This is a genomic window from Paenibacillus tyrphae (genome assembly GCF_000722545.1).
Taxonomy (GTDB): domain Bacteria; phylum Bacillota; class Bacilli; order Paenibacillales; family NBRC-103111; genus Paenibacillus_G; species Paenibacillus_G tyrfis.
In genome coordinates this window covers 214,981-235,443 of sequence record NZ_JNVM01000016.1, presented here as the reverse complement: position 1 = coordinate 235,443, position 20,463 = coordinate 214,981, and the positions used below count along the sequence as shown (strand labels likewise).

Annotated in this window: 17 protein-coding genes; 6 read left to right on the top strand and 11 right to left on the bottom strand. The window is 54.8% G+C overall.

Features of this window, described 5'->3' with window-relative positions; genetic code table 11:
- Positions 1 to 77 precede the first annotated feature (77 nt).
- Complete coding sequence (locus ET33_RS20145; protein WP_036685799.1) at positions 78 to 1,397, bottom strand: Na+/H+ antiporter NhaC family protein; 1,320 nt, start codon at positions 1,395 to 1,397, stop codon at positions 78 to 80.
- A 160-nt stretch (positions 1,398 to 1,557) separates the two neighbouring features.
- On the opposite strand from ET33_RS20145, the gene ET33_RS20140 reads away from it, so the two are divergent.
- Positions 1,558 to 2,790, top strand: coding sequence for a PucR family transcriptional regulator (locus tag ET33_RS20140; protein ID WP_036685797.1), 1,233 nt, complete (start codon positions 1,558 to 1,560; stop codon positions 2,788 to 2,790).
- A 19-nt stretch (positions 2,791 to 2,809) separates the two neighbouring features.
- On the opposite strand, the gene ET33_RS20135 is transcribed toward ET33_RS20140, so the two are convergent.
- Positions 2,810 to 4,222: an amino acid permease gene (locus ET33_RS20135; protein WP_036685794.1), complete on the bottom strand. Its 1,413-nt coding sequence runs from the start codon at positions 4,220 to 4,222 to the stop codon at positions 2,810 to 2,812.
- A 449-nt stretch (positions 4,223 to 4,671) separates the two neighbouring features.
- Between ET33_RS20135 and ald the strand changes: the two genes are divergently transcribed.
- Entirely contained in the window at positions 4,672 to 5,802 is a 1,131-nt protein-coding gene (gene ald, locus ET33_RS20130) for an alanine dehydrogenase (RefSeq protein ID WP_036685792.1), read from the top strand.
- A 191-nt stretch (positions 5,803 to 5,993) separates the two neighbouring features.
- Positions 5,994 to 7,238 (top strand): alanine racemase, encoded by a 1,245-nt coding sequence (gene alr / locus ET33_RS20125; protein WP_081890400.1) that lies wholly within the window; start codon positions 5,994 to 5,996, stop codon positions 7,236 to 7,238.
- A 694-nt stretch (positions 7,239 to 7,932) separates the two neighbouring features.
- On the opposite strand, the gene ET33_RS20120 is transcribed toward alr, so the two are convergent.
- The 4 genes from ET33_RS20120 to ET33_RS20105 all read right to left on the bottom strand — a co-directional run bounded on the left by ET33_RS20120 (position 7,933) and on the right by ET33_RS20105 (position 11,841).
- Positions 7,933 to 9,135 carry an MFS transporter gene (locus ET33_RS20120; protein WP_036685791.1) on the bottom strand — a complete coding sequence of 401 codons (1,203 nt, stop codon included), beginning with the start codon at positions 9,133 to 9,135 and terminating at the stop codon, positions 7,933 to 7,935.
- 18 nt (positions 9,136 to 9,153) lie between these two features.
- On the bottom strand, positions 9,154 to 10,323 hold the full coding sequence (locus ET33_RS20115; protein WP_036685789.1) for an iron-containing alcohol dehydrogenase: 1,170 nt from the start codon (positions 10,321 to 10,323) through the stop codon (positions 9,154 to 9,156).
- Between the two features lie 181 nt (positions 10,324 to 10,504).
- A complete protein-coding gene (locus tag ET33_RS20110) occupies positions 10,505 to 10,897 on the bottom strand; it encodes a hypothetical protein (protein ID WP_036685787.1) in 393 nt (130 codons plus the stop codon).
- A gap of 128 nt (positions 10,898 to 11,025) precedes the next feature.
- Positions 11,026 to 11,841: an SDR family oxidoreductase gene (locus tag ET33_RS20105; RefSeq protein ID WP_081890399.1), complete on the bottom strand. Its 816-nt coding sequence runs from the start codon at positions 11,839 to 11,841 to the stop codon at positions 11,026 to 11,028.
- Between the two features lie 166 nt (positions 11,842 to 12,007).
- Between ET33_RS20105 and udk the strand changes: the two genes are divergently transcribed.
- Complete coding sequence (udk, locus tag ET33_RS20100; protein ID WP_036685785.1) at positions 12,008 to 12,622, top strand: uridine kinase; 615 nt, start codon at positions 12,008 to 12,010, stop codon at positions 12,620 to 12,622.
- 9 nt (positions 12,623 to 12,631) lie between these two features.
- Here udk and ET33_RS20095 read toward each other — a convergent pair whose 3' ends face one another.
- From ET33_RS20095 to ET33_RS20075, 5 genes are all read right to left on the bottom strand, one after another.
- Positions 12,632 to 13,360: a response regulator gene (locus ET33_RS20095; protein ID WP_051775458.1), complete on the bottom strand. Its 729-nt coding sequence runs from the start codon at positions 13,358 to 13,360 to the stop codon at positions 12,632 to 12,634.
- On the bottom strand, positions 13,357 to 14,964 hold the full coding sequence (locus tag ET33_RS20090) for an ATP-binding protein (protein WP_036685775.1): 1,608 nt from the start codon (positions 14,962 to 14,964) through the stop codon (positions 13,357 to 13,359). The genes ET33_RS20095 and ET33_RS20090 overlap by 4 nt, the downstream gene beginning before the upstream one ends.
- Positions 14,965 to 15,078: 114 nt before the next feature.
- Complete coding sequence (locus tag ET33_RS20085; RefSeq protein WP_036685773.1) at positions 15,079 to 16,605, bottom strand: tripartite tricarboxylate transporter permease; 1,527 nt, start codon at positions 16,603 to 16,605, stop codon at positions 15,079 to 15,081.
- 53 nt (positions 16,606 to 16,658) lie between these two features.
- Positions 16,659 to 17,126 (bottom strand): tripartite tricarboxylate transporter TctB family protein, encoded by a 468-nt coding sequence (locus ET33_RS20080; protein ID WP_036685771.1) that lies wholly within the window; start codon positions 17,124 to 17,126, stop codon positions 16,659 to 16,661.
- 18 nt (positions 17,127 to 17,144) lie between these two features.
- Entirely contained in the window at positions 17,145 to 18,203 is a 1,059-nt protein-coding gene (locus ET33_RS20075; protein ID WP_081890398.1) for a tripartite tricarboxylate transporter substrate binding protein, read from the bottom strand.
- 262 nt (positions 18,204 to 18,465) lie between these two features.
- Between ET33_RS20075 and ET33_RS20070 the strand changes: the two genes are divergently transcribed.
- Positions 18,466 to 19,062 carry a TetR/AcrR family transcriptional regulator gene (locus ET33_RS20070; protein ID WP_010495378.1) on the top strand — a complete coding sequence of 199 codons (597 nt, stop codon included), beginning with the start codon at positions 18,466 to 18,468 and terminating at the stop codon, positions 19,060 to 19,062.
- A gap of 69 nt (positions 19,063 to 19,131) precedes the next feature.
- Positions 19,132 to 20,415: an MFS transporter gene (locus ET33_RS20065; RefSeq protein ID WP_051775457.1), complete on the top strand. Its 1,284-nt coding sequence runs from the start codon at positions 19,132 to 19,134 to the stop codon at positions 20,413 to 20,415.
- Positions 20,416 to 20,463: the final 48 nt, after the last annotated feature.

Here is a 20,463-nt window from a genome sequence, read left to right as displayed (position 1 = left end):
TTCTTGAAATGATAGAATGCTTCAGCTCCGCTGAAAACTTATACATTCTATCATTATAAACAAAAAAGCCTGATATCTCAGGCTTGAACACGGACTTTCGCACGATCCAGATAAGCGGAATATAAATAAGTGCAAAGCGGCAGGCTCCACAAAAAAATCGCAAACGGCAAATACTGCTCCACCGGCACGCCCACAAACGTGCTGCACAGCACGGCCAGCAAATTCCACGGTACGGCCGCGGCCAGAACGGCGCTCGTATCGGCGATGACGCGCGAGAGGTGCGCGGAGCTAAACCGGCGGTTCCACAGCGGCAAAATGTTACGGCCGGACATGATAATCGGCAGCGTCTGCGTGCAGGAGATCAGACAAAGGACCAAGCCGAACGCTCCGGTGCGCCATGTGGCGGAAGCGAGCGAAGGCATCTCCCCCATCATCCGCTCGATGTACGCGCCGATCAGGTTCGACCGTTCCAGAATGCCGTTGAACGCCCCGGCTAGCACAATAAGCGAGACAAGGCTGATCATGCTCAGCAATCCCTTGCCTTCGACAATCGAATGCTCCGCCCCGCTCCACATCGCTTTCAGCCAAACGGCCGGCCCCACCCCTTTTTGCAGGCTTCCTACAATAATAGCGGCGGCAATGGATAACAGAAATCCGTATTTCGTCTTCAGCCGCAGTACGATCGAGCCGAGAAGAACGAAGATGGGTATCAGCAGCACAAGCGATTCACCGAGATCGGAAGGAATGAGGCTAGCCGCCTGCTCCACCGAACCCTTCGCCGTCCGCAGATCAAGCCATCCGTAGAAGGCCAGCGAAGCAAGCACGGCAAGCGCCGAGGTCGGAGCCATCGCCCGCCATTGCCGCGGGATGGACGTTTCCGTCGAAGCCGCAATCAACTGGTGCGCACTGGAAAAAGGCGACGTACGGTCGCCGACAAAAATGCCGGAGACGACGGCCCCGGCCACGTACGGCAGCGGAACGCCCACATGGATTGCCATCCCGATGAGTGGAACGCCGACTGCGCTGAGCGTCCCGGTCGAGGTCCCGAGAATCATCGATACGAACGCGCAGATCAGAAACGAAAAGGTCAGCGCATACTGCGGCTGCACGACGGCAAGCGCCCATTGAACCAGCTCGTCCACCGTCCCACTGACCGCCCAGCAGGGCAGAATCATGCCGACGAGCAGCAGAAGCCAGACGACTTCCTTGGTGCGGCGAACGCCATCCAGTATCCCGGCACCAAGCTCCTTGCCTCCGATTCCGCTGCGGAGCGAAATCAGAATAAGGGCCAGCAGCCCTGCCGAAAAGCCGAAGACGACCGGAACTTGGGCCATATAGGCGGCAGCGATGCCAAGCACGGTAATTCCTACAATGATTACAAGCTGACGAAACGACATAGAAAATCCCTTTCTATTTCCATGAGAATGTGTGTTCGTCCATTATAGCACGATACAGTTAAATTTTGATCCCCCTCAGGGGATTCCCATGACAAAAAAATTTGTTTATAGTTAAAATGGTACCGCTGCCACCCGAAACTTTAAAAAGGAGAAATGAAGCATGACCGCCGAAAAAGGGCCCTTCGATCAGCATTTCGACAGTCTGGAAACGTTAGCCGAAACCATTAGCGAGGTGCTTCGCTGCCCGGTTACGATTGAAGACGCCAATCATCGGCTTGTCGCCTACAGCGCGCACGACCGCCAGACGGACGAAGCCCGCACTGCGACCATCATCGGCCGGCGGGTGCCTGAGAAGGTCGTGCAAAGCTTGTGGAGGCAAGGGGTTATTCCGCAGCTCATGAAGACCGACGAGCCCGTCCGGATCGCTTCCATTATGAATATCGGTCTCGGGGACCGCGTCGCCGTCGCCATTCGCAAAGACGAGGAAGTTCTTGGATATATTTGGGCGCTTGAAGTGGAGAAGCCCATCGACGATAACGGCATACAGCAATTAAAAAAGGCCGCGCAAACGGCCAAGCAAAAGCTCCTGCAGATTCAAACGCGCAAACGCAAGCAGGAGGAAGGCTATCAGGAGTTTTTCTGGCAGCTGCTTACGGGGCATCTGACCACCGAAGCGGCGGTCCGGGACAAAGCGGCTCAAATCCATTTGACGCTGCCCCCCGCTTTTTACGTCATGGTGTTCGAATTTCCCGAATCGATCGATGATCATCGGCTCCAGCAAATCCGCTATCTGATGTCGGTGACGCAGCGCATCTCCGTCGTATGCCATGCGGTGGATCACCATCACTTCATTCTGCTCGCTTCCCCTTCCGAATCGACGTCTTGGAAAGAGCATGCTGGCAGCTTTATCAATCATTTTGGCAAGCAGATGCACGACCGGTTTCGCGTGTCTGCCATGGCCTCCGCCTGCGGTTCTCTGTACGAGGATTACGGCAAGGTCGAGACGAGCTACCGCGAAGCGCTTACGCTGCTGCGCCTGAAGAAGCTGTTCCCGAATCAAACGAAAATTCACCACTACGAAGACTTGGGATTTTACCGGTTCCTGCCCCCCATTTTCGAATACAAGCAGTCCCACCGGATGGTGAACCGCCATTTGCAGCGGCTTAAAGAATACGACCGGGACCATCATACGAATCTGCTGGACACGCTGGAGACGTTTCTGATGCACGACAGCAATGCCAAGGAGGCCGCTGCCGCGCTCCATATCCACACGAATACGATGAACTATCGTCTGTCCCGGATTGCCGAAATCGGCGAGATCGACTTAAAAAGCATGGACCAGAAGGTAGCGCTTTACATTGATCTCAAGACCAATAAGCTCATGTCCTCCTGATCCATTCCGTTCGATTAGACTATATCTGCGTCGCGCCGTCGTCTACGCGTCTTTCCCTGCCGTTCGTTTCGGCCGGAGAGACGCTTTTTTTCTTTTTCACGTAATAAACCACGAGCAGGATCGCATACCATATTGGACCGACCACCAGTGCAATCCGGGTATCCGGGGAATAAGCCATAATCCCGACCACGAACACAAGGAATGTGAGCACGATGTAAGAGCTATAAGGCGCAAACGGCATTTTGTAAATCAGCTTGGCGGCTTGATCGGCCGAAAGCTTCTTGCGGAAGCGGATTTGCGAGATCAGAATGACCGCCCATACCCAAATGACCGCAAACGTAGCGATGCTGGTAACCATGGTAAATGCTTTTTCCGGAACGATGTAATTGAGCACGACGCCGATCAACAGGAAGAAAGCGGATACAACAATCGCACGAGCCGGAACGCCGGAACGGGATATCTTCTCAAAGCTTGCAGGCGCCTCTCCCTGCTGCGCCAAATTGTACAGCATGCGGCCGTTGCTGAAAATGCCGCTGTTGCAAGACGAAAGCGCGGCAGTCAGCACGACGAAGTTGATGATACCTGCGGCATATGGAATGCCCAGCTTCTCGAAGGTCATGACGAACGGGCTGCCCTTGAGACCGATTTCCGTCCACGGATAAATCGACATGATGACGAACAGCGCGCCGACGTAGAAGATGAGAATGCGCCAGAACACGTTGTCGATCGCTCTTGTGAGCGCTTTCGCAGGGTCCTTGACTTCACCGGCCGTTACCCCGATCATTTCGATCCCCAGATAGGCGAACATGATCATCTGCATAGCCAGCAGGACGCCCGACCAGCCATTCGCAAAAAAGCCTCCGTGACTCCACAAGTTGCTGATTCCGACAGCGATGCCGCCATTCCCCAGACCGAATACGATCATGCCCACGCCGACGATGATCATGAAGATGATGGTGATGATTTTGATCAAAGCGAACCAAAACTCCAGCTCACCGTAGGCTTTAACGGCAATCAGGTTGACCAGGCTCATGATGACCAGCGCCGCCAGAGCCCAAATCCACCTAGGCACTCCCGGGAACCAATACTCCATATAGATCCCGACGGCGGTAATTTCGGCCATACACGTCACGACCCAAATAAACCAATAGTTCCATCCCGTCAAAAAGCCGAACACAGGACTCATATATTCCCGGGCATAGCGGCTGAACGAACCGGCCACCGGCTTCTGAACGGCCATCTCCCCCAGCGCCCGCATAATGAAGAACATCGCCAGCCCGCCGATCATGTAGCCGATCAGTATCGCAGGCCCGGCTACCTTTATTGCCGATGCGGACCCCAGAAACAAGCCGACGCCGATTGCCGCGCCAAGCGACATTAGAGTAATGTGCTTTTGCTCCAGTCCCCGTTTCAGTTCATTGTTGTTTTTCACAAAAAATCTCCTCCAATAGTTAATTTCCAGGCTTGGGCTTGCATTATTCGTGCCTCAAAGGATAGAGACTTGCTTCTGACTGTTGTTTCCCTCCTTATGAATCTGCTGCGAGCCGATACGCCCGGCGAAAAGTCTGTGCTTTTTATTTTACCATAAACTTACACAGGAGCTACAGTATGCGCTTACATTCGCTTATGTGACGAATTGATGTCTAAATCGTAGCACACTCGTTCCCGTCTGCATTTGTCTTGTTACTCAAAAATAACCGGACCGATTTGTGACATTACACAAAATGGCCCGTCCCTCCTGCGAAAACGCTTACGTTTTGTGAAAAAACACAAAAGCATCCAATTCTTTTCAGCTCGTTTCACGAAGAAAAACGCCGGATTTGTTCGATATACTCAGTTTACCGAAACGATCCAACCACATTATCGAGGGAGATGGCAATAATGATTATCGGCGTGCCAAAAGAAATTAAAAATAATGAAAACCGCGTGGCCATTACGCCTGCCGGCGTGTCCACAGTTGTACAGTCGGGCCATAGCGTGTATATTGAAAAAGGAGCAGGCCTTGGCAGCGGCTTTACGGACGAGCAATACGCGGCGGCCGGAGCCTTGATCGCCGATGCTGCTCAAGAGGTTTGGGAAAAATCCCAAATGATTATGAAGGTCAAAGAACCCCTTTCTTCCGAATACGGTTATTTCCGGGAAGGTCTGATCTTATTCACCTACCTTCACCTGGCCGCCGATGCGGAATTAGCCGCGGCTTTGACGAAATCGGGAGTCATTTCCATTGCTTACGAAACGGTTGAAGTCAACCGCACGCTCCCGCTTTTGACACCGATGAGCGAGGTTGCCGGACGGATGGCGACGCAAATCGGAGCGCAGTTCCTGGAGAAGCCGTATGGCGGCAAAGGTGTCCTGCTCGCCGGCGTGCCCGGAGTACAACGGGCAAAAGTCACGGTCATCGGCGGCGGCGTAGTCGGCACGAACGCGGCGAAAATCGCAGTTGGCTTAGGTGCGGATGTAACAGTAATCGATTTGAGCGCAGACCGGCTTCGTCAGCTTGACGATCAGTTCGGCCCGCAAATTCAGACGCTCATGTCCAATCCGTATAACATCGCCCAAGCGGTCCGTCAATCCGATCTCGTCATCGGAGCGGTGCTCATTCCGGGAGCCAAAGCGCCTAAGCTGGTTAGCGAAGATATGGTGCGCAGCATGTCGCCAGGCTCCGTTGTTGTCGATGTTGCCATCGATCAAGGCGGAATCTTCGCTACGGTTGACCGCATCACGACTCACGATGCGCCTACGTATGTCAAGCACGGCGTAGTCCACTATGCGGTAGCCAATATGCCGGGTGCGGTTCCGAACACCTCCACCATCGCTCTGACGAACGTGACGATTCCGTACGCGCTGCAAATCGCGAACAAAGGCGTGAAGCAAGCGTTCACCGATAGCCCGGCCTTGGCCAAAGGTCTTACAACGGCAGGCGGTGCCATCACGTACGAAGCGGTAGCGAAAGATCTGAATTACGACTATGTGCCTTCACACAAAGCACTGGAAACCGTATCCAGCCGATAAATAAGAAAAACTCCCCCGCCCTCGGGGGAGATTATTATTTATTCAGCAAATCATAAGAAAAGCTTCTTATCGAAGCCTTTTCGAGGAAGATACATTCGTGTTTTAGTGGAAACTTTACTTGCGATATAGAATTCAATCAGCTCCGCTTATAACTTATAAATTCTATATCTACCACGAAGGAGCAGCACAACATGCACACAAGGAACGATAGGATTGTGAAACCGCACGAGGAGCCCCCCCGTTCGATTATGCCCGAGCTGGACTACGCCGATTGGGACGGCAGTTTCAGTCATCGTCCGACACTGGCCGAAATCTCGCTCGATGCCATCGCCTCGAACGCGGCGTACTTCAAGTCGCTTCTCCGACCCGGCTGCCAGTGGATGGCGGTGGTCAAAGCGAACGGATACGGCCACGGCGCGGTGGAAACCGCCAGGACGGCACTGAGCGCCGGCGCGGACCGCCTCGGGGTCGCTTTTCTGGATGAGGCACTCCGCCTGCGGTCGGCGGGCATTGCCGCCTCGATCCTTGTGCTCGGCTACACGTCTCCGGAAGCGATCCGGGAGGCCGTTGCGGCCGATGTGACGCTGACGGTGTTTAGCGATGAGGCGCTCGAAACAGTGCTGCATGAAGCGGAGAGCTTGGGCCGGGCAGCCCGGATTCATCTAAAGATCGAGACCGGGATGAACCGGCTCGGGATTACGTCGCCAGATGCTGCACTGCAGCTCGCTCGCCGTGCGAGCGAGAGCCCTTATGTGACGCTGGAGGGTGTATTTACGCATTTTGCCAATGCGGACCATCCGAGTCCGGCATACACAGAACTTCAATTTGCGAGGTTTCTCGAATTTCGCGGCGCTTTTGAGGAAGCCGGCATCACCGTTCCACTCTGGCATTGCTGCAACACCGCCGCAACCATTGCTTATCCGCATATGCATTTGGACATAGTGCGCGTCGGGATCGGCTTGTACGGCTTGAAGCCGTCAGTAAGAGGCGTTATTGCAGGAGCTCCCCTCAAGCCGGCTATGCGGCTTCTATCGCGAATCGTATCGCTCAAGGACGTCCCGGCGTTGGAGCCGGTCAGCTACGGGTGCACGTTTGCCTCCGACAAAGATAGCAGAATTGCCACGGTACCGCTCGGATACGCCGACGGTATGCCGCGGGCGCTCTCCAATAAAGGAACCGCAACGGTACGCGGGCAGTCCGTGCCAATCGCCGGAACGATCTGCATGGACCAGTTGATGCTTGACGTAACCGCAATTCCGGACGCGAAGCTCGGCGACGAAGTCTTACTTTTCGGCACGCCGGAAGACAAAGTGACCGCCGCCGATGTCGCAAGCCATGCGCATACGATCCATTACGAAATCGTATGCGGCATCAGCGCCCGGGTTCCCCGGGTTTATGTGAAGGAAGGCCGGACAATATCCACGCGTTTTATATGATAGGACGGCACGACAAACGGGCAGGGTCTCCCCTGCCCGTTTCGTTGTATTTTCAGGCTCGTTCTAGGTCAGGCAAAAACCGTCGACCCGTTGTCCGTTAATGATCCGGAGCTTTCGGGTTTGCGAGCAAGACGACACGACTTTGAACACGCAATTCCGTTTGGACAACGGTCTGATGCAGCGGTTCTGAACTTTGGCCGCCAGCACGAAGTCGGCCAGAGAGGTTGCAGCTACGGTAACTAACACTTGATTAACCTTAACGATACGCGCTTTGCCGCGGAACACCTTGGGAATCGAGAACGTAATGAGGGGGCTGCTCGTACATGGAGTACATTTGGAGCTGAAGATGACTTCAAACGTAAGCAGATTTCCTTTTTTGCTCCGGAATCTGAGCCCCGCATTATTTACTTTACAAGGACAAGAACTCGATTGTGCGGTTCCCCGCTTTGCTGCCTTAGCCTTCCCTTTTCGCACTGAACGACTACAAGCACAAGCCATAGAATCACCTCTTCTGGAAGTTTCGCATTATTAGTAGGTGCGCGGCTTGCATAAGTAGTGTAGTTACTCGTCCAGATGCGATAGCATAGTTATAAAGGACGCTTAGTGGCAACAGGCTGCTTGAATCGATTGATCATGAAAAAAAAGCATAAAAATGGCTGTCGAAAATTTCTCGACAGCCTGATTTGTATACGCGCTATCTGCTAAGCGACGACCGCGAAGCGTCGGACCGTTGACGGCGGGGCCTGAACCAGAACAAGGTCAAGCCCACGGCGCTCGCCCCGAGTACCCCGGCCAAATAAAATCCGCTCTTGAGCCCCGCCCACTCGTTTAAGCCGCCGGCCAAGAACGGCCCTGCAAACATGCCAATCGCGTACACCGCCTGGTATAGCCCCATCGCTGTAGCTCTTTTTTGTTCCGGAATGTGCTGTATCGAGAGCCCCAGGAGCAGCGGGAAATGCAGCCCTTGGAAAAATCCGTTTACCGCCTGCGTCAGCAGCAGCAGCCCGAAACCGGGCACCAGCGACGTTGCCGCCGAGCACACGGCGCTGACCGCAAAGCCGAGCAGCACGACGTTCCACGCTCCGAAGCGCGGAGCAAATACTTTGCCGGTCATAAACGAGCTGACGGCGTGCGGAATCATGAAAGCAAATACAAGCAGCGTCAGCCCAGCCTCATCCGCCCCCAGCGATAAGGCGTAGGAGGGCGTAAAACCGAACATCGTAATAAACAAGACGCTGTGCGCCAAAATGGACAACGAAGAAACTTTCAGCAGCAGCCTATCCTTCATCACCGGCGCGAGGTCGGCGAAACGCATCGGCGAACGGTCGCCGCTTTCCTGCGGTTCCTTCAGCAGGAAGGCGAGTGCCAGTCCGGCCAGTCCGATGACCGTCCCGGTCCAGAATGCGGCGTTCCACCCGCCCCATTTGACCAAGTAGCCGCTCATGCTCATGCCGAAAAGCTGCCCGGCGACGGTAAGCAGGCTGATCGTGCCCATCGCCCGGGTCGCTTGTTCGCCGCGGTATATTCCGGCATACATGACGGTAAACGCAACCCAGGTCGAGGCGCCTACCCCTGACAGAACACGGCCGGCGAACGCCCAGCCAAGCTGCTCGCCCAAAGCGAAGCATAAGCAGCTGGCCGCGGTGCACAACATGCCGAGCAGAATGAACGGCTTCCGGCTCTTGAAACGGTCGGAAGTGATCCCGAGCGGCAAACGCAGCACGATCTGCGTCAAGCCGTAGCTGCCGAGCACGATCCCGGCCATGGTGTAGGAAGCGCCTAGATGATCAAGGTATGGCGATAGGATCGGCACGTAGACATAGAGCGTGCACCAATACAGCAAAGTGACCAACACAAAGATCGTATGGTTCATTCGCTCTGCGGTTGTCGATTTCATGATGAGTCTTCTTCCCTCTTATAAGCTTAGCTGTAGAATGGCCTTCACATCGTCCTCATGCAACACCTTGAACGATCCGACCGGACCGAACTTGACGGCTTCCTTCGCCATTCGGCCGATTTCGCTCTCTCCGATACCGAGATCAGTGAGACGGGCAGGCGCGCCGATGCGCGTAAAGTAATCCCTCGTCGCCTGAATGCCGGCCAACGCGATTTCTTCTTCGCTTTTGCCTGCAGGATCGATGTTCCACACCCGGACGGCAAACTGCACGAACCGGTCCGGACGGCTGTGGTATACATACTTCATCCAGCTCGGGAACAAAATGGAAAGTCCCGCCGCATGCGCAATATCATAGATCGCACTCACCTCGTGCTCGATGGCGTGCGTCGCCCAATCGGTCTGTACGCCGACGCTGATCATGCCGCCGTTCAGCGCATACGTGCCGCACAGCATCAGGTTCGCGCGAGCCTCGTATTGCTCCGGGTTGGCCAGAGCCTGTTCGCCGTTCTCGATAACCGTTTGCAGGATCGATTCGCAAAGCCGCTCTTGCAGAGGCGTGTCCGGCGTGAGGCTGAAATATTGCTCGAAGACGTGCGACATCATGTCCACGATCCCGTTCACCGTTTGATCCGCGGGCACCGAGTACGTCAGCGTCGGGTCCAGAATGGAAAATTTGGGATAAGCGTAAATGCTGCCGAACGATTTCTTCAGCTTTTCTTCCCAGTTAGTGATAACGGCGTTGCCGTTCATTTCGGAGCCCGTTGCCGATAAGGTCAACACCGTTCCAAGCGGCAGCGCCGCCGTGATTTTCGCTTTCCGCATCAGAAAATCCCACACGTCTCCCTCATACGGAACACCGACGGCGACGGCTTTGGCTGCGTCGATTACGCTGCCTCCGCCCACGGCCAGAATCAAATCGACGCCTTCCGCGCGGCACAGCTCGATTCCCTTGCGCACCGTCGTGACCCGGGGATTCGGCTCGACGCCGGGCAGTTCGACAGTTCGAACACCCGCATTGGCAAGCTGCGTGAGGATGCGGTCGTACAGGCCGCTCTTTTTGATGCTTCCGCCGCCATAAACGAGCAATACCGTTTTGCTTCCGCAGGCTGCTACTTGCTCGCCCAGCTGCTCCAGCTTGCCCGCACCGAACAAGATTTTGGTAGGATTATGAAAATCAAACGAATTCATCGTCGTTCCTCCTTCAATACTTATGCATTCTATATATTATACTAGGTTACCAACCGTAGTACTAGCGCAGACAAATTCCACATTCTTTTTACAAGACAGGCTCGAAGCCGTTTTGCAATGTTCGCCGCAAAAAGCCCTGCTGCCAGCATAACGCTGCAATAGGGCCGGTATGGAAAAGCTGTCAAGTGAAGCTCTTGAGGCCGCCGTACTGGGAAATCGCAAGCAGCAAATCGCGCAATATCGGCAAAACGAACTGCGCGCCATCAAGCTGAAATATGCCGCTGCGGTTATGCACCGTCGCTTCTTTCACGTACAGGCGGTAATGCGGCATCCCGGAGTGCATGCTGACGGTTTCGCTTCCGGAGGCACCGCTTTTTTGGAACGTAATCGGACGGACGCCGGACGGCGGCTCGTACGGCAAGATGCTAATAATATCTTCAAGCTTGATATGATAATTGGCATGCGGCTTTTGGAACACGAGTTCCTTGGTCGAGACCGTTAGTCCGAAATCTCTCTTTTTATGAGAAATTTTCAGATCTCCCTCCAGCCCCTTGATCTTGATAAATTCGTTCATGCTCTCTCCCCCTTCCAGAGCCGTAGGCAGCTGTTCGGCGGATTGCCTCGAACGTTCCGTTCCGAACGGCTAAGACCTTGAAGCGAGCATACCATAAAAGGCCTCCCCGCGCTACATGTCCCGTTCGGTCAGATCAACGACTCCGCCCCGTCGATAAAGATTTCCGTTCCGGTAATGTGGCTCGAAGCGTCGGACGCGAGAAAAGCGACCAGATCCGCCACCTGCTCCGGCTGCCCGGGACCGTGCTCCAGAGGCTGATTGCCCTCCGGATATTCCACCTTGATCTTGACTTTCTCCAGCTCCGGCGACGGGTGCGTGCTTTGATTGATGTGGGTTTTGATCGAACCCGGACACACGGCGTTCACCCGGATTTTATAACGGGCAAGCTCAAGCGCCGCCATCTTCGCAAAAGCAATCTGACCCGCCTTGGACGTGCTGTACGCCGACATCCCGAAGTTCGAGAAGACGCGGCTGCCGTTGATCGAGCTGGTCACGATGATGCTCCCACCCTTTTGCTTCATATGAGGAATCGCATATTTCACGCACAGAAACGTCCCTTTCAGATTGACGAACAGCGTATGGTCCCAATCTTCCGGCTTCATATCTTCGATCGGCGCCAGCACGCCGTTAATCCCTGCGTTGGCAAAAACGACGTCAAGCCGGCCCCATGTTCCCGCTGCCGTATCGATCGCCTGCTTCACCCGCAGCGGGTCGGACACGTCCACGTCCACCGTGATCGTCTGGGCCTGCATGGCCGTCAGCTCCTGCTTGACCTGCTCCGTGCGGTCGTTCAGCAGATCGAGCAGGCATACTTTCACTCCCTGCTTGGCCAAGGCAATCGCGGCGGCGCGGCCGATCCCGGAACCGGCGCCGGTGACGACCGCGACTTTGTCTTTCAACCCCGGGAGCGTCATCCCGGGTTGTTGCAGCGTCTGTAAAGTCATCCGTTCTCGCTCCTTCGTCTTGTAGATGTTCGGCAACAGCGTTATTTTGCCAAAAGCTCCGAAGAATATGTGACAGCGTTCGACCGGACTCGTGTTCCGGAGGCATTTGTGCTACAATACTAAAATTGAAGTTTGATCTTACGCGGCAGGAGGCATTTTCCCCTTTATGTTAATCATCGGTATCGCAGGAGGCACAGGTTCGGGCAAAACGACGGTCGCACGCTCCGTTATCGACCGGCTCGGATCCGACAAAGTAACGTTTATTTCGCAGGACAATTATTACAAGGATCACTCGCATATATCCCTCACGGAACGGGAATCGATCAACTACGATCATCCGTTCGCCTTCGATAACGAATTGCTGCTGGTGCATTTGAAGCAGCTTAAAAACCAATCGGTTGTGACCGCACCCGTCTACGATTTTTCCAAGCATGCGCGGTCAACCACTCATACCGTCGAACTGAAGCCGAACAAAATCGTCATCATCGAGGGGCTCCATGTGTTGTCGGACGAGCAGCTTCGCGGCATTCTGGACATTAAGGTGTTCGTGGACACCGACCCGGACGTACGAATTCTCCGCAGAGTGCTTCGCGATATCGAGGAACGCGGCCGGTCGATCCAATCCGTATACGACCAATATTTGACGACGGTCAAGCCGATGCACGAAGCCTTCATCGAGCCGTCCAAAAAATATGCCGACCTCATCATCCCCGAGGGCGGGCACAACGAAGTCGGCATCCAGCTGCTGTCGATTTTGACAGAAAAATATTTAACAGAATAAACAATTCACTCATTTATTTTTTCGAAAGTACACCCGCTCCGGGCGGCCGACATCTCCGTAAGACAAATCGGCGCGAAGCTTGCCTTCTTCCGCCAAATGCTCCAAGTAGCGCCTGGCTGTAGAGCGGCTGACGCCGACCCGCTTCGCCGTTTCTTCCGCGGTAAGCGGCGCGGTCGCCTCGGAGATCGCTTGAACGATTTTATCTAGCGTCAGCTTGTCGATGCCTTTGGGCAGCAAAGCTCCCGGACCGGGGGCTTCTTTTTTTGCGCTGCCTTGAAGCAGGCGATCGATCTCATCTTGACCGATCGAAACGTTAGCCTGACGCAGTTGCTTGATCGTCCGATGAAACGATTCGTACCGCTGCAGCGTCTCCTGCATTCTGCTGAAGAGTACCGGCTTGATGATATAATCAAACACGCCTCCGCGGATCGCTCCCCGCACGGCTTCGACCTCTTTGGCCGCGGTAATCATAATGACATCCGCCTGCCGGTGCTGCTGGCCGATGGTACGAAGCAGCTCAAGCCCACTGGTCTCCGGAAAATAAATGTCGAGCAGCACCAGATCCGGCTCCAGCACGCTCAGCAGCTCCAGCGCCTGCGGCTCGTCGGTCGCTATGCCGACAACACCGAAGCCCGGCACTTTCTCGACGAAGCGCCGGTTAATCTCCGCGATCCGCTCATCGTCTTCGACGATCAGCACGCGGATCGGCGGGGTCGCATTCGCAGCGTCAGCCTTCAAGTTCCTTCTCCTTTCTTCGGTTCGACCCGTTTCGGAATGACAACCGAGAACACGGTGCCTCCCTCCCCCGACGGTTCGTGCAATATTCGGCCGCCGAGCTTATCCACCGCATGATTGACCAGCGCAAGGCCGATGCCCCGGTGCTCGCCCTCCTTGCTCGACACGCCTTTCTGGAAAATGTCCCCTGCCCAATCGTCCGGGATACCCGGACCGTTATCCTCGCATTCGATCATCAGATCTTCACCGTAATCGCTCAGAAACAAGGTAACCTTCTTTTCTTCAGCGGCAGAATATTCAAGCAGCGCTTCCATGGCATTATCCGTTAAATTGCCGATGATGGTAACGAGCAGATCCCTGTCAATCCTGGCCGGGACGTCCTTGAACGAAGTTTCGGGATCGATCTCAAACTTGATTTTCAGCTCGTGGGCGCGGTTGTATTTGCCGATTAACAATCCCCCGATCACCGGGTCGGGAATTTCGCGCATAATAAACTGAATGAAATTTTGATGCACATCAGTTTCCTTAGAAATCATCTCGACAGCCTCTTGATATGATTCGAGCTGGATGAGTCCGGAGATGACGTACAGCTTATTGGAATATTCGTGGGTTTGCGCTCGCAGTCCCTCGGCGAACCGTTTGACCTGCGACAGCTCTTCTGCGAGCCGGTACACCTCCGACTTGCTGCGGAAGCTGACTACGGCGCCGATCACTTCATTTTGCCTATTGAACACCGGTACCCGGTTCGCGACGACCTCTTGACCGTGCATAATCATCTCGACGTCGAATTCGGACTGGCCGGTGCGAATCACCGTGAGCAGCCGGGATTTCGGAACGATTTCCCGAATCGGCTTGCCGATCAGCTTCGTATCGTCGGGAAGCCCCAAAATGCGCAGCGTCTGCTGATTCGCCAAGGTGATCAAGCCGTTGCGGTCCACCGCAAGTATCGCTTCGCGGATCGATTCGAGAATGGCTTTCTTCTCCATGTAAAGCGTTCCGATTTCTTCCGGTTCCAGACCGTGAATCGAACGCCGGACGCCTCTCGCAATGACGACGGCTCCGGCCATCGCCACGGCTAACGCTGCGAGGGAAATCAGCAAAATTCGCTGCTGATACACATCGTCCCATCGGTTAATATCGTCGAGGAGGAAGCCTACCGATACGATGCCGATCACATCTCCGTTCTCGGCCCGAATCGGCACTTTCCCGCGCAGCGAAGGCCCCATGGAGCCTTCCGCCTTAGAGATGATCGACTTGCCTTTGAGCACCGGACCGTTGTCGCCGCCGACCATTTCTTTGCCGATCCGCTCGGGCACCGGATGGGAGTACCGTATTCCTTCACGGTTGCCGATGACCAAATACAAGGCGCCTGTCTTTTCGCGAATTTGCTCGGCAAGCGGCTGAATGACGGACGACGGCTCCGCAAGCTTGAACGCTTGGCGAATTTCGGGAACTTCCGCCACGGTCTCCGCCACCTTGAGCGCCCGGGTTCCGATCTGGTCTTCCATCATAGAAGTCACCATATATTCGACAACCCCCGCCGCTACCGTAAGCACGGAAAAAAGGAGTGTGCATATGAGCAAAATCAGCTTCGTTTGTAAGCGCATAAACTCCCCCTTTTTCCTATGATACCACATCCGGCCTCCACCGACACAAAGCCCCGGGGGCCCAATAAGCTTGGACCTGCCCGGGGATGGTTTCAGAACGGGATTCGTCCCGCTTTACGCCTCTTCGTTGACGATCACTTTTTTGCCGCGCAGCTTCATCACAAACGGAATGGCGAGCCACAGCACGGCGATGATCAGGAAGATCAAGGAAACCGGCTTCATGACGAAAATGGAAAAGTCGCCGCTGGAAATGGTCAGCGCCCGTCGCATGTTGTTTTCAATCATCGGTCCGAGGACCAGCCCGAGAACGAGCGGCGCGATCGGGTAGTCGTTTTTGGAAAGAAAATAGCCGGCAACCCCGCATGCAATCAGGAGCATCAAATGAAAGACAGACATCTGCACGGCGTATACGCCAAAGATGGAGATGGTCACGATAATCAGAATCAAGTATTTTGCCGGCGTTTCGATAATTTTGGCAAACACCTTCACCAATGGCATGTTGAGCAGCAGCAGCATCACATTTCCGATAAACATACTGGAGATTAAGCCCCAAGCGATGCTTGGGTGGTCCTCGAACAGCAGCGGACCCGGCTGTACGTTGTACATGATGAGCGCCCCCATGAGCACGGCGGTCGTGCCCGTTCCGGGAATGCCGAGCGTAAGCAGCGGAATCATCGCGCCGCCCGAAGCGGCGTTATTGGCCGATTCCGGACCGGCGACGCCCTCGATGGCGCCCTTGCCGAATTTTTCCGGATGCTTGCTGATTTTTTTCTCCAGCAGGTACGAAAGGAACGAGGCCAAGGTCGCCCCGGAGCCGGGGACGATGCCTTTGAAGAAGCCGACGAGCGAGCCGCGCACAATCGGCATCGCGCTGTCCTTCATGTCCTGCTTCGTCGGCAGGATACGGTTGATTTTGGCAATTTCGCCAGAATCCGCATCTTTCTCCAGTATGGTTTTGAACACTTCCCCGAGGGCGAACATCCCGACGGCGACGGTCAAAAACTCAATGCCCTGGTACAGCTCGGGAATGTCGAACGTAAAGCGCGAGACGCCGGACACCGCATCTATTCCGATCGTGGCCAGCGCTAGGCCGAATACGGTCATCAGCAGCGCTTTCGTGATCGATTTCCCGGCCAGCCCACTGAGCGCGCACAGTCCGAGAACCATGAGCGAAAATTCTTCGGCGGGGCCCATTTTGAGCGCCACATTGGACAGCGGCTCAGCTAGGAGCACCAGCCCGATCAAGGAAATCACGCCAGCGACGAAGGAGCCGATCGCCGCAATCGAGAGCGCCGCTCCCGCCCGGCCCTGCTTCGCCATCGGGTAACCGTCCAAGGCGGTGACGACGGAGGACGATTCCCCCGGCGTATTGAGCAGGATCGAGGTGGTCGAGCCGCCGTACATCGCTCCGTAATACACGCCGGCCAACAGGATGATTGAGCTGGTCGCGGCAGCTTCCGGCGGCAGTCCGCTAGTAAGCGAGGTGGTGACCGGGATTAGCAGGGCGACCCCGCTGATGGGTCCGATCCCCGGAAGGACACCGACCATCGTCCCGATCAAGACGCCGGCAAAGGCAAACAGCAAGTTGTACCAGATCAGCGCCGTAGCAAACCCGCTGAGCAAATATTGTAACGTATCCATGAAGCCCTACCCTCCCTAGCAATCCGAACGATTGCCGTATCGAAAGCATTCGCTCAGAGGCCCAGCCAAGAAGGCAAGCCCGGCAAAGTGCCCTGCAGCAATTCGACATAGACGTAATAGACGCCGATGGAAAAGCCTGCGGAAATGATGACCGAGTACAGCCATTTTCCCCGTTCCATCGTTTGAAAGCCGATCATCAGAAAAATAAACGTACTGATCACATAGCCGATTTCCTCAAGCAGCATAATATAACCGATCATAGAAGCCAAAATGACGAGAAACCGCTTATAATCCAGCTTTTTTCCATGGCCGTCCCCTTTAGAAGCGGCCGGGTATTTCAACGTTTCGTAGAACAGCCTCAAGCTGATCAGCATCAGTAGAATACCAAGGCCGAGCGGAAAGATGTTCGGCCCCACGTGGCTTCCATAGGCGCTGCTGGAAATCGATAAACTGCCATAAGCGAATGCCGTTCCGACCGCGAGAAAAACGATAGATAGCGTGCGATCAAATGCTTTGCTCATCGGATCAACCTCCTGTCCTTACTTCGCCATGCCTAGCGCCGTCAACATGTCCTTGACCTGCGATTCCTGCTGGGCGAGGAATACTTTGAAATCGGCCGCGTTCTTGTAATCTTTCTCCCACACGTTCGCCTGAAGTTCTTTTTTCCAGCCTTCGGAATCGGACATTTCTTTCAGCTTGGCATCCCAGAAGGCAAGCTCGTCCTTGCCCATTTCCTTCGGACCGAAGATGCCGCGCCAAATGTTAAATTCGGCGTCGATGCCCTGCTCCTTGAGCGTCGGGACATCTTTCAGCTCGCCGGAAAGCCGGTTGGGCGCCATCACGGCAAGCACGCGCACTTTGCCCGCTTTGACATATTCGCCTACGCTGGAAGCGTCGGTCGCAATCACGTCCGCGTTGCCGCCCAGCAGCGAAGTCATCGCTTCGCCGCCGCCGTCGTACGAAACGTACTTTACTTTCTTCGGATCGATCCCCGACTTGTAGGCCGGAAGCACAGCAATCAGATGATCCATCGAGCCCGGCGCGGAGCCTCCCGCAACCGTTACCTTCGTCGGATCTGCCTTCAGCGCTTCGATCACCGATTTCATATCTTTAAACTTCGAGCCTGCGCTGACAACGATCGCGCCGTAGTCCTTGGTAAGCTGGGCCAGCGGCGTCGTATCCTTGTACCCGTACGGGCTGTTGCCTTCCTTCTTCAAGTTGTTGATCAGAATCGGCGGCGAGCTGATGAACAGCTTGTAATTGTCTTTCTTGTCCTTCGTCGCATATTCAGCCATGAAGACCGCTCCGCCGCCGCCCGGCTTATTTTCCACAGTGATGGGCTGCCCGACCGCCTTGCTTTCGGCAAGCGTCTTGGAGACGGACCGCGCCGTCTTATCCCAGCCGCCGCCTGCGCCGGACGGAGCGACGATGACGATCGGCTTCTCGGGGTAAGAGGACGATTTGTCGGAGGCGGCCGGCTTCGCTCCGGCATTCGTTGATGAAGCGCCTCCGCCCGCACCGCATGCCGTCAAACTGAGCGCCAGAACGCCGGTGAGCGCGATTTTCCAAGATGTGTTCGATAACGTTTTCAATATCATAAGTGAGGACCTCCATTTTATTTTTGTTTTGCCCTTTCTTTGATAGCGCTTTCTTTATCGATTGCTTCGTCATTGTAGCATTAAGCGCTTTCATGAGCCTAGCTTCTGCTCATAAGTTGAATAATTCGCATTGTGTGCATTTTGCTCATTCTGTTCACGGAATGTTCAAAGATGATTTTACTGTCGAGTGACTTGCTATTTCGCTCCGCTTCCTTTATCTTATAATTAGACCGGACGGTCAGATTAATAAATGAGGTGCACGATGGCACGCAAACGTCCCGAAGAAGCGGAACAGACCCGCAAACATATACTCGCCACCGCCAAGGAGCTGTTTGTCCAAAAAGGATACAGTGCCACGTCGATTGACGATATTCGCGTGAACTCCGGCATGAGCAAAGGCAGCATCTACTACCATTTCAAAAGCAAGGAATCTCTGTTCCTGAAATTGCTGGACGAGAACATGCAGGAATGGATTGATCAATGGACCAAGCTGTCCGCTTCCTTGACGAGCGAAACCGAACGGCTGTACGCGCTGGCCGATCATTTTGCGCTCGATCTTCAAAATCCTCTCATGAAGGCGGCAGAGGAATTTTCCGGCAGTCAAACCGCCGATCCCGACATCTTGAACTATTTGCTGACGCTTGCCAAGACGCCCCACCAGCATGTAAAGAACGTGCTGCAGGCCGGTATGGATAAGGGAGAATTCAAGAAAGACGACCCCGAGCAATTAACCTTCATCGTCATGGGAACGCTTGGCGGCTTGAGCGCCACTTATTACGAGAATTATTCGATGGACCAATTGATTGCCATTCATCGCAAAGCGATCGACACGATTCTGAACGGAATTCGGCCTGACTAAGCGGTTTTCCGTCTTTTTTTGAGCCTTATTAAACCGGACGGTCAGTTTATTATCAAGGAGGATTTATCTATGAGTCATTCGCCTCTCCCCCACACCCACCCGCCCTTATGGCGAAACCGCGTATTCCAAATCGTAGCTTTCGCCGACCTGCTGCAGCAGCTTGCGATTTGGACGCGCAATATCGCCCTGCTCTTTTATGTCATGGATATGACCAATAACGATCCGGTTGCCGTCTCTCTGCTCACCATGTTCGAATATTTACCGATCTTTATCTTCTCGTTCATCGGCGGCACCTTCGCGGATCGTTGGAACCCGAAGAAAACGGTTATCGCTGGAGATACCTTGAGCGCGGTTTCCATCGGAATCATCATGTTGTGCATGATGTCCGGCTTGTGGCAGGCCGTCTTCGTAGCGACGATCGTATCCGCAGTGGTCAGCCAGTTCTCGCAGCCGTCCTCCTCCATCCTGTTCAAAAAGCACGTTCCCGAGGAACAGGTCGGCTTGGCCGTCGGCATTACGCAAGGCTTGATGTCGATCTTCGTCATTGCCGGACCGATTATTGGCACGGCGATTTATACGACGCTGGGCATCCAATATTCGTTGATCGTGCTGATGGGATTATTTTTACTTGCGGTAATTATCCAATTAGGGCTCCCTTCGTCAGAGCGTTCCGCCGAATCGGCCCGCAGCACGGTCCTTCAGGACATGGCCGAGGGCTTTCGCTACGTGAAGCGCCACCGGAATTTAGTCGTCATCGCTGCGGTCTTCACTTTGATCGGTCTCGCTGTCGGGATTATCCAGCCGCTCGACGTGTACATTCTGATCGAACGTCTCGGCCTGCACAAAGAAAATTTGCAATGGTTCTACGCCGTTTCCGGGTTCGGGATGCTTCTCGGGGGGCTGCTCGCCGCAGCGCTTTCCTCCCACATTCAACGGTTCGCTAAGACGGTCATGTTTCTCGGCCTGCTGATCCTGGCCGCTTCGATCGCTTTTGAAGTATTGTCCCGGTGGGTCCTCGTCACAGCTTCCATGCGCTTTTTCGTCGGGATAACGGAAGCTTTCCTGCAAATCGTGCTCAGCACGTTCATGATTAAGCTGGTACATGCCGATTACGTCGGCCGAACGAACGGTATTCTGGCTCCGCTCATGACCGGGGGCGTCTTGATCGGCTCGGGAGCCGCCGGGCTGTTGATGAGCTCGACCTCGTTGATGACGACGTTCTTCATCTCCGCCGCGCTTGTCGCTGCCGCCGCCTGCATCAGCCTGCAATTGTCGTTCCCTTCCAGCCAGATTACGAACGAGCCGGAGACGAAGGCGGGCATGGCCAAGAAAGAGTCGGTGCCAACGGTGTAATTTCACTGATCCGTCAGCTGTAATGAAAGATGCCTTTCAGGATGGGTT